The sequence below is a fragment of the Dolosicoccus paucivorans genome, assembly GCF_900100125.1.
GTDB classification, from domain to species: Bacteria; Bacillota; Bacilli; order Lactobacillales; family Aerococcaceae; genus Dolosicoccus; species Dolosicoccus paucivorans.
The window spans coordinates 1-9,705 of sequence record NZ_FNEL01000061.1 but is presented as its reverse complement, the minus strand read 5'-3'; the positions used below and the strand labels follow the sequence as shown (position 1 = coordinate 9,705).

Sequence of the window (9,705 nt, the reverse complement as noted above, 5' to 3'; positions counted from 1 at the left end):
CTTGTGCCATAACGACGGGCTGCTTTGGCGTTATTATCATATTTTTCCGCATACTCAACAACTTTTTGCCTATATCGCATTTCTTCTGTTATAATTGACTTCATGGGGAGCTTCCTTTCACACTATTGTTTTTTATTCGTTAAATATAGTGTACCAGAAGCTCCTCTTTTTTTTATGTTTTCGTGTCACATATGTATGATACCCTTACAAAATGTTTTGACGGGGTTATTTTTCTAAAGAAACTGTCGACTTATGTCACAGCCTCTTTTATTTAAAACGAATAATAATAAGAGCGAGTCTTTTAAATAATGAATTATTAAGGTAAACTAAAGATAAATTGATAATTATTTAGGAGACATGTTATGAAGAGATTTATGGGTATTTTAAGTGTTGTATTGATTTTGTTAGGATTAACAACACCTACAGTTGTTCACGCAGAGGATGCATTATCATTAATTATGATTAGTGATCAAGGTGGAATTGATGATAAGTCTTATAACCAAAGCGCTTGGGAAGGTGTTCAAGCTTACGGACAAGAGCACGGACTTGAAAAAGGTGTCGGAGGTTATAATTATATCCACGCCCAGCAAGATTCTGAGTATATTAACTCTTTAATGCAAGCAGTGAATGCTAATTTTGATTTAATCGTTGGCTTAGGTTTTAAACTGTTAGCACCTTTTGAAGAAGTGGCCGCACAATTTCCAGATCGTCACTTTGTTATTATTGACGAAGAGTCTGAGATGGATAACATTGCTTCACTTAACTTTAAAGACAATGAAGCAGCCTTTTTAGCAGGTGTTGCTGCAGCATCAACTACTAAAACGAATAAGATTGGTTTCATTGGTGGAATGGAAAGCTTTACGATCGATCGTTTCCGTGCTGGTTTTGAAGAAGGTGCCAAAGCAGTTAGCCCTGATATTGAAATTATGGTTGAACATGTCGGAAGCTTCTCAGATCCATCAAGAGCTAAGCAACAAGCAGCTGTTATGTACTCAAGCGGAGTAGATGTCATTTATCAAGCGGCAGGTAACAGTGGAAACGGCGTTTTCTCTGAAGCTAAAGATATCGTTCAAAACAATCCCGAAGAAGAAATTTGGGTTATCGGTGTTGATAAAGACCAACATGACGAGGGAACCATTGAAGTAAACGGAGAAACTCGCTCATTAACGTTGACATCTACTTTAAAAGAAGTAGGAAAGACCCTTCATCAATTTGCTAATGAAGTAAATAAAGAAGGATTTACTAGCGAAAATCGTATTTACGGTTTAAAAGAAGAAGGCGTTAACTTAACAAAAGGCCAACTAACTAAAGAAGTTGAAGACTTAGTTGAGTCTTATCGTCAACAAATCATTGATAGCGAAATTAACGTTCCAGACACCCCGCAACGCTAAACAATAGTACACAAAACCTTTCGAATAAAGTACAATAGAACTGACCGATATTATTATGAAGTCAGTTCTTATTTTTTTATATCTTAATGAGTGGAGGCCACAAAATGCAGACTTCTTCTGTTATAGAAATGAAAAACATTACTAAGCGGTTTGGCGATTTTTATGCCAATAAAAATATTAATTTTGATTTAAAGCGGGGTGAAATCCATGCCCTTCTAGGAGAAAATGGGGCAGGCAAATCGACTTTAATGAATATGCTCGCTGGACTATTAACTCCAACTGACGGGGAGATTTACTTAAAGGGTCAACCTGTTACCATTGATTCACCTTCTAAATCTAATGAATTAGGAATCGGAATGGTTCACCAACACTTTATGTTAATTGATAGTTTTACTGTTATCGAAAATATTATTTTAGGAGAAGAACCCGTTAAAGGAATAAAAGTCGATATCAAAAAAGCGCGTGAAGAAATTTTAAAGCTATCAGCTCAATATGGTTTAATGATTAATCCTGATGCTAAAATTGAAAATATTAGTGTAGGTATGCAACAAAGAATTGAGATTTTAAAAACATTATACCGCGGTGCTGACATTTTAATTTTTGATGAGCCAACGGCTGTTTTAACTCCTCAAGAAATCGATGATCTCATTGTTACACTTCGCCATTTAGCAGATGAAGGTAAATCGATCATTATTATTACTCATAAGTTAGATGAAATTAAGAAAGTCGCCGATCGTTGTACGATTATTCGTCGCGGAGAATCAATTGATACAGTTGATGTAGCTATGACGAGCTCTCAAGAAATGGCTAGTATGATGGTAGGCCGGGATGTTTCCTTTACAACACAAAAGGAAAAAGCTCGCCCGACGAATACGGTACTTGAAGTAAAAAACCTCGTCGTTAAAGATGATCGAGATGTGGACGTCGTAGAGAATTTATCCTTTACTATGCGCAATGGTGAAATATTAGGAATTGCTGGTGTTGATGGGAATGGACAATCGGAACTTATTTTAGCTCTTACGGGATTGATGCCAATTGCTAACGGAGAGATTATTTACAAAGGAGAACCCATTGTTAATCGATCTCCCCGTGAAATTGTCGAACGAGGTTTAACGCATATTCCTGAAGACCGACATAAATATGGGCTCGTTTTAGATTTTCCAATTAGTCAAAATTTTATCTTACAAGATTACTATAAAGCACCTTATTCTAAATATAGTTTCTTACAAGAAGAAGCGATTCAAGATAAAGCAAAGCGTTTAATGGAGCAATATGATGTAAGAGCAGCCAATCAAAACGTACCTGCTTCTGCTTTATCGGGTGGAAACCAACAAAAAGCCATTATTGCTCGAGAGTTAGACTTAAATCCAGATTTATTAATTGCTGCTAACCCGACGCGCGGTTTAGACGTAGGAGCAATTGAGTTTATTCACCGCGCATTGATTGAAGAACGTGATAGTGATAAAGCTGTTTTATTAATGAGCTTTGAACTAGACGAGATACTCAATTTATCAGACCGAATTTTAGTGATGTATGATGGGGCTGTCATTGCTGATTTACCTCGTGAAGAGACAAATAAAGAAGAATTGGGTCTTATGATGGCGGGGACACCCTATGAAGAAGTGGTAAAGCAAAGAAAAGAGGGAGCTTTATAAAATGAAACGTTATACTTCGATTATCGTGCCCATTTTAACTGTTGTCATTGGCTTATTTTTCGGAGCATTAGTGATGTGGGCTTTTAAATATGATGCGGTAGCTGGCTATAAAGCTTTGTGGCAAGGAGCTGTAGGTACACCTTTTGCAATAGGACAAACAATCCGAGCGGCTACTCCTTTAATCTTTACTGGATTAGGGTTTGCGGTAGCTTACACGGCGGGATTTTTTAATATTGGAGTCGCAGGTCAAGCATTATTTGGCTGGCTTGCTTCCGTGTGGGTTGGTTTGTTATTCCCTGAGGCTTCAGGTTGGCTTGTCTTACCTCTAGCAATTTTGGCAGGTGCTCTTGCAGGAGCGTTATGGGCTGGAATTGCTGGCATTTTAAAGGCCTACTTTAATACAAGTGAAGTGATTGTAACGATTATGTTAAACTATGTTGCGGTATATATTAATGACTACTTAATTCGTTATGTAATGACCGACCGAGCCGATGCGTCACCATTTGTTGGGCCTAACGCAAGTTTACGTATACAATGGTTAGCGGATTTAACAAAAGGGTCTACTATCCACGCAGGTATTTTCCTTGCTCTTGCTTTTGCGGTGATTATTTATATTTTCATGCAAAAGACTACTTTTGGTTTTGAATTAAAAGCCGTTGGGTTAAATAAATTCGCCGCTCAATTTGCGGGAATGAATGCAACGCGTAACATTATTTTAGCCATGATGCTTTCCGGAGCTTTAGCTGGTTTAGGTGGTGTTATGAGTGGGTTAGGCGAGTTTAGAAATATCTTCTTAATGAACGGAACAGCGCCAGAGATTGGCTTTGATGGAATGGCTGTTTCTCTTTTAGGAGCAAATAATCCCTTAGGAATTGTGTTTGCTAGTTTATTATTTGGAGGATTAAAAACCGGAGGAACTTTCATGCCTCTAGGAGCGGAAGTACCAAGCGAGATTGTAAACATTGTTATTGCACTTATTATTTTCTTTGTAGGTTCTAAATATATCATTACTTATTTATTAAACTTGAAAAAACAAACAACGGTCTCTGCAGCAAATATTCAAGAAGGAAGTGAAGAATAATGGTCAATATGCTTGCTTTAATTATCTCTTCATCTTTAGTGTACTCTGCACCATTAATCTTTACAGCCATTGGAGGAGTATTTTCAGAACGAAGCGGTATTATTAATGTTGGACTTGAAGGAATTATGGTGATGGGAGCTTTTAGTGCTATTTTATTTAACTTAGCTTTCCTCGATCAATTTGGCGATTGGACACCTTGGTTGGGATTATTAGCTGGAGGATTAGTAGGAGCCATTCTTTCTTTAGTGCATGGGGTTGCTACAATTCATTTAAGAGCGGACCACATTATTTCTGGTACAGTTTTAAACTTAATTGCACCTGCTCTAGGCGTCTTTTTAACTCGTGCATTATTCGACGGACACGGTCAAACCGATGTGATCCGTAAAGCCTTTGGTAAGTTTAACTTTCCTATTTTAGCAAATATTCCATTATTTGGGCCGATCTTTTTTAAAGCAACGTCGCTTCCAGCATATGTAGGAATTATCGTCGCCTTTTTAATGTGGTATGTTGTCTATAAAACGAAATTCGGTTTAAGACTTCGTTCAGTAGGAGAAAATCCTCAAGCAGCGGACACACTAGGAATTAATGTCTACTTAATGCGTTATTTAGGAGTCATTATCTCGGGAATTTTAGGTGGAATCGGTGGAGCAGTTTTTGCTCAATCTATTTCTTTAAACTTTTCTGTTTCAACCATTACCGGACAAGGATTTATGGCGATGGCGGCTATGATCTTTGGTAAATGGAACCCAATTGGCGCAATGCTAGCAGCTATTTTCTTTGGATTTGCTCAAAGCCTTGCGGTGGTGGGCTCATCCATACCCGTGATTCAAAACATCCCACCGGTTTACTTGCAAATTGCACCTTATGTGATTACAATTATTGTGCTCGTTAGTTTTGTAGGTAAATCTCAAGCCCCTGCGGCTATTGGGACAACATATATTAAATCAAAATAATGATAAAGACAACGAAACGAGCAAATCGTTTTGTTGTCTTTTTTAATGGAGGTCTATATGAAAATATTAGAAAATGGCGTCCGTCTTGACGTAATTCAATCGAATAAATATAAGACAAATCGCTGTATCGTGAAATTTATAACCCCTTATCACCCCTTTGAAGCGAGTGCTTTGCATTTAATGAGTCGAATGATGGAAGATGGGTCAAATAGCATCCCTTCTAAAGGAGCCATTGAATCTATTTTGGCCGATTTATACGGAGCTGAACTAGCTATCAGTGTTCATAGACGGGGTCACTTTCATGAATTAACCCTTTCTACCGCCATCGTTCGCCAAGATTTAATTGCTGAGGGTACTTCCTTAACAACAGAGTGGTTTAATTTAATAAAGGAACTATTATTTAACCAAGCGTTTGATGAAACAAATGAAGGGTTTATGCAACGCTTTAACCGAGAGAAGAAGCTCTTACAACAAGCTATTGAGCGTCAAAAGGATAACAAAGCACGTCTAGCTCGCCGACGTCTATACGAAGAGTTATATCAATATGAAGAAGCTGCTTACTCAGCGATGGCGAATTTAGATGATTTAGAAAAAATGACTTTAGTCGATCTAAAAACAATTTACGAACAGTGGCTACAAACAGCTGAAGTGGTAGTTTTGTGTCACGGTGAGTTTAATAACGACTGGGTAGACAAAGAATTATCAACATGGCCACTGACAGTAGCGACTAATTCTTATTCTTATCAAAATAATGAGCTTGTTCTATCTAAAGCTAAATCTGCTACTTATCTTGAAGAAGAAACTAGCGGTAAACAAGGAAATTTAGCGATGGCTTTCAAAGTTCCTTATGCAGAAACTTTTAAAGAGCGAATGAAACTTCAACTAGCTAATACCCTCTTTGGTCAGTCGCCCACTTCACAACTGTTTACTCAAATTCGCGAAAAGCAAAGCTTAGCTTATTCAGTAAGTTCTGCAATTGATGTGGCTAGAGGATTAGTTGTTGTGACTGCCGGAGTCGACTCGACTTTAGGTAAAAAAGTCTCTAATCAAGTCGTAGAAGAATTGGATAACCTCATCGACACATTACAAGATGATGATCATTTCAATAAGATTAAATTGATGCTCATTAGTAACATGGTTCAATCCATCGACAGTCAAATAAATGAATTAAACTATCGTTTTATTGAATACAAAAATCCAAGCTTTAAATATGACGTGGAAGTTTATACAAAGATGATGAATCAACTAACAGCGCAAGAGATTAAGCACGTACTCAAAGAATTTCAATTAGTACAAACATTTTTCCTAAAAGGAGTGGAATCGATTGATGAATAAGACACATTATAAAACCTTAGATGAGACAGTGATACGCTCCACTCTAGATAATGGTTTAGAAGTTATTATGATTCCTAAGCCTAACTATCATCGCACGTATGGAGTATTTACAACTAAATTAGGTGGCCTCCATCGTCAAGTAAAAGATACGTTGACTGGAAAAGTTTATCAAATTCCAGCCGGAGCAGCTCACTTTTTAGAGCATAAATTATTTGAAGGTGAAAATGGTGAAGATGCCTTCGTTAAGTTTTTACAACAAGGAGCTCAAGCAAATGCATTTACTTCTTATCACCAGACAAGCTATTTGTTCTCAGCTTCTTTCGATATTCAAAAAAATATTGAAACTCTATTAGATTTTGTTCAAACACCCCACTTTACAAAAGAGGGTGTGGAAAAAGAAAAGGGCATTATTACTCAAGAGCTTTTGATGTATATGGATCATCCGGGGTGGCAAATTGAACAATTAACTTTAGGAGCTCTTTATCCAAATCACCCAATGGGAGAAGATATTGGTGGAACGGTGGAATCCGTTAATGCAACAACTTATGAGGAGTTAATGTTGTGCTATGACGCGTTTTATCACCCAACTCAAATGTGTTTAGTAGTAGTGGGACAATTTGATCCAGAGGAAATGTTAGAAGTCATTAAAGAAAATCAAGCCAATAAAGACTTTAAACCCCCTCATTATGAATTAGTTGAACAACCTGTTGAAGGTGAAGTTATTCCCACAGTGACTTCTGAAATGGAAGTCTCTCAACCATTAATTGTTTTAGGTGGTAGATTATCTAATCCTCTTTTAAAAGGAGAAAAGTTGATTAAAGAAAATCTAGCAGGCTCTTTATTCTTTGATTTACTGTTAGGTCCTACATCATCAAACTATCAACGTTGGTATGATAAAGGTTGGATTGATTCAAGTTACGGCTATCAACATGCCCTTCAAGATCCAGTCCATTATTTTAGAATTATTTCTGCTAGTTATAATCAAGATGAGCTGTTTTCAGAATGGAAGGAAGTTTTAAAGCAATGGTCTGATCAAGATGACTTTAATGAAGCTCATTTTGAACAACTGAAAAAAGGCACCCTAGGCGACTTTTTAAAGATGGCTAATTCAATCGAATATTTAGCCTATGAAGTAACGGGGAGTGTCTTTAATAACTATGACTTTTTTACAACCCTTGATGTACTAAAAGATTTAACTTTTGCAGATGTCAAAGATTTTGGGGAAAAATATTTAGAAACAGCAGAGTGGGTAGAGGTTACGATTAATCCATTAAGCAATTAGTAAATGATTTAGCCGGTGATAATAATTCATCGGCTTTTTATGCTGGAATTAAGCCGTTAATGATGGAGTCTTTCAGGCATTATGGTATACTGATTATTAGTTATATTTTATTGAAAAGGTGAGAATTTTGATCAGTGAGTTAAGCGCATTACTTAAACAAGCCCGTATTTCTAAAGGGTACACAATCGATAAATTACATAAGATTACAAAGATTCCAGCAGATATTATTGAAAAGTTGGAAAATGAAGAATTCGATGAACTTGCTAGCTTTCACCATGCAAAAGTTTATATAAAAAAATATGCTAAACATGTCGATTTAGACCCTTTAGAAATAATGGATGAATATGAAGACATACTTGCCTTGTTGTTTGAAGAAGATGACGAGGAAGAAGTGGAAGAAGAGTGGGTGGAAGATGAAATAGAAGAAGATGAGGAAGAAATTCCAAGTCGCTTTGATCGGTATCATTTACCCAATAACCATCCCGTTTGGAATTTTTTAATTAAATATCTACCTGTTATTGGTTTAGTTGCTGTTATTTTAGGAATTATGGGGACGATTATAGTAACGATTAATCGGATTAATTCAGAGAATAAGGACGAAGTAGCGATAGAACAAAGTATAACGACTAATGAAGTAATTAGTTCGGTACAGCCCGATAGTTCCACCGTCCAAGAGTCACCAGGAGAACAAGCTCAAGATAATCCTGAAACAGACTTAGAGCAAGAATTGGTATTAATTTCAGATGATCCTGATCCAACCATTTATGAAGTTGACGATCTAAGTTCTTTAACACTTTCTGTGGAAGGGTTAGGAACAGTTTGGATTGGATATTTTGAAGATGGTGCAATTACCCAAGAACATGTTCTAAATGCCGGAGACAGCATTGAAATTACGCCATCCAATGCTCAAAGTGCGATGTTACAGTTTGGTTATAAAGAAGGAGTAAAAGTCACAGTTAACGGTAAAGAAATTCCTCTAACTAACGTTACACGCCCTAACCAAGTTGAATTTGTTACAAAAGGGGAAACTGTCCATCACCAACAAGCCGAATCATCAACTAATGATGCTCAAATTCAAGAACCACAAACCGAGGAAGTTCCTAACCAAGAAGACTCGACAGGTGATGATCAAGAAGCAGGGACATATGAAGGGCCAGCTGTGCTAGATCCTAATTACACTCCAGGAGGCGAATAACAATGAATATCGCAAATCAACTAACTATTTTTAGAATATTTTTAATCCCTATTTTTATTCTTTTATTAGTTGGTCCATTTAACTGGGGAGAAATATATTTCCTAGGTAGCACAGTTCCTATGAATTGGTTTATTGCAGGAATTATTTTTGCAGTCGCGAGTATTACTGACTTTTTAGATGGTTATTTAGCAAGAAAATATGATTTGACCACACCCTTTGGCGCCTTTTTAGATCCAATGGCGGATAAATTATTAGTGATCTCAGCTTTTATTGCTTTAGTTGAGCTAGATGTCATTCCGGGTTGGATTGTTATTGTTATTGTTAGTCGCGAATTACTTGTGACGGGCTTAAGACTTCTCATTATTGAAGCAGGTGGGGAGATTTTAGCGGCCGCTTTACCGGGTAAAATTAAGACGTTTTCACAAATGTTTTCTATTTTATTTTACTTGTGGAATAACCCGATAGTAGGACAGTATCACATTAATCTAGCGCAAATATTATTGTATATTTGTTTATTCTTTACAGTTTATTCTGGTGTAGAATATTTTTATCAAGGACGTTTTGTCTTCAAAAATTATCGCTAAAAGCCCGTTCGGGCTTTTATTAAAAGATAGATTGTAAAATTAATTGCGACAAACAAGAAAACCCATAACAGGTTCGTGTAAAATGTTAGTAACCACAAAAACACACACGGAGGACCTGTTATGAGCTACAAACATCTTACCATAGAAGACCGTTCAAAAATAGAAATACTTTATCATGAAGGCTATACAGCGAGTCAAATTGCTGAAGCCATCGGGCGTCACCGTTCGA

9 protein-coding genes are annotated in these 9,705 nt (G+C 36.8%); all 9 read left to right on the top strand.

Translation table 11 applies throughout. The annotated features are described in order from the left end of the window. Window positions 1-362: 362 nt before the first annotated feature. The gene (locus tag BLR79_RS07700) at window positions 363-1,391 is read left to right on the top strand and encodes a BMP family lipoprotein (RefSeq protein ID WP_092086631.1); all 1,029 of its coding nucleotides are present in this window, start codon (window positions 363-365) and stop codon (window positions 1,389-1,391) included. Between the two features lie 104 nt (window positions 1,392-1,495). Continuing rightward, window positions 1,496-3,046, top strand: a complete 1,551-nt coding sequence (locus tag BLR79_RS07695; protein WP_092086628.1) for an ABC transporter ATP-binding protein — start codon at window positions 1,496-1,498, stop codon at window positions 3,044-3,046. A 1-nt stretch (window position 3,047) separates the two neighbouring features. Further along, window positions 3,048-4,127 (top strand): ABC transporter permease, encoded by a 1,080-nt coding sequence (locus BLR79_RS07690; protein WP_092086625.1) that lies wholly within the window; start codon window positions 3,048-3,050, stop codon window positions 4,125-4,127. Continuing rightward, window positions 4,127-5,080: an ABC transporter permease gene (locus tag BLR79_RS07685; RefSeq protein WP_234970864.1), complete on the top strand. Its 954-nt coding sequence runs from the start codon at window positions 4,127-4,129 to the stop codon at window positions 5,078-5,080. The genes BLR79_RS07690 and BLR79_RS07685 overlap by 1 nt, the downstream gene beginning before the upstream one ends. Window positions 5,081-5,137: 57 nt before the next feature. Further along, window positions 5,138-6,415, top strand: a complete 1,278-nt coding sequence (locus tag BLR79_RS07680) for a M16 family metallopeptidase (protein ID WP_159427630.1) — start codon at window positions 5,138-5,140, stop codon at window positions 6,413-6,415. Further along, entirely contained in the window at window positions 6,408-7,697 is a 1,290-nt protein-coding gene (yfmH, locus tag BLR79_RS07675) for an EF-P 5-aminopentanol modification-associated protein YfmH (protein WP_092086619.1), read from the top strand. The genes BLR79_RS07680 and yfmH overlap by 8 nt, the downstream gene beginning before the upstream one ends. Window positions 7,698-7,824: 127 nt before the next feature. Continuing rightward, window positions 7,825-8,892 carry a helix-turn-helix domain-containing protein gene (locus BLR79_RS07670; protein ID WP_143338818.1) on the top strand — a complete coding sequence of 356 codons (1,068 nt, stop codon included), beginning with the start codon at window positions 7,825-7,827 and terminating at the stop codon, window positions 8,890-8,892. A 2-nt stretch (window positions 8,893-8,894) separates the two neighbouring features. Continuing rightward, the gene (pgsA, locus tag BLR79_RS07665) at window positions 8,895-9,476 is read left to right on the top strand and encodes a CDP-diacylglycerol--glycerol-3-phosphate 3-phosphatidyltransferase (protein ID WP_092086613.1); all 582 of its coding nucleotides are present in this window, start codon (window positions 8,895-8,897) and stop codon (window positions 9,474-9,476) included. 120 nt (window positions 9,477-9,596) lie between these two features. Then, on the top strand, window positions 9,597-9,705 hold a 109-nt coding region (locus tag BLR79_RS09445; protein ID WP_143338817.1), incomplete at its 3' end, for a helix-turn-helix domain-containing protein.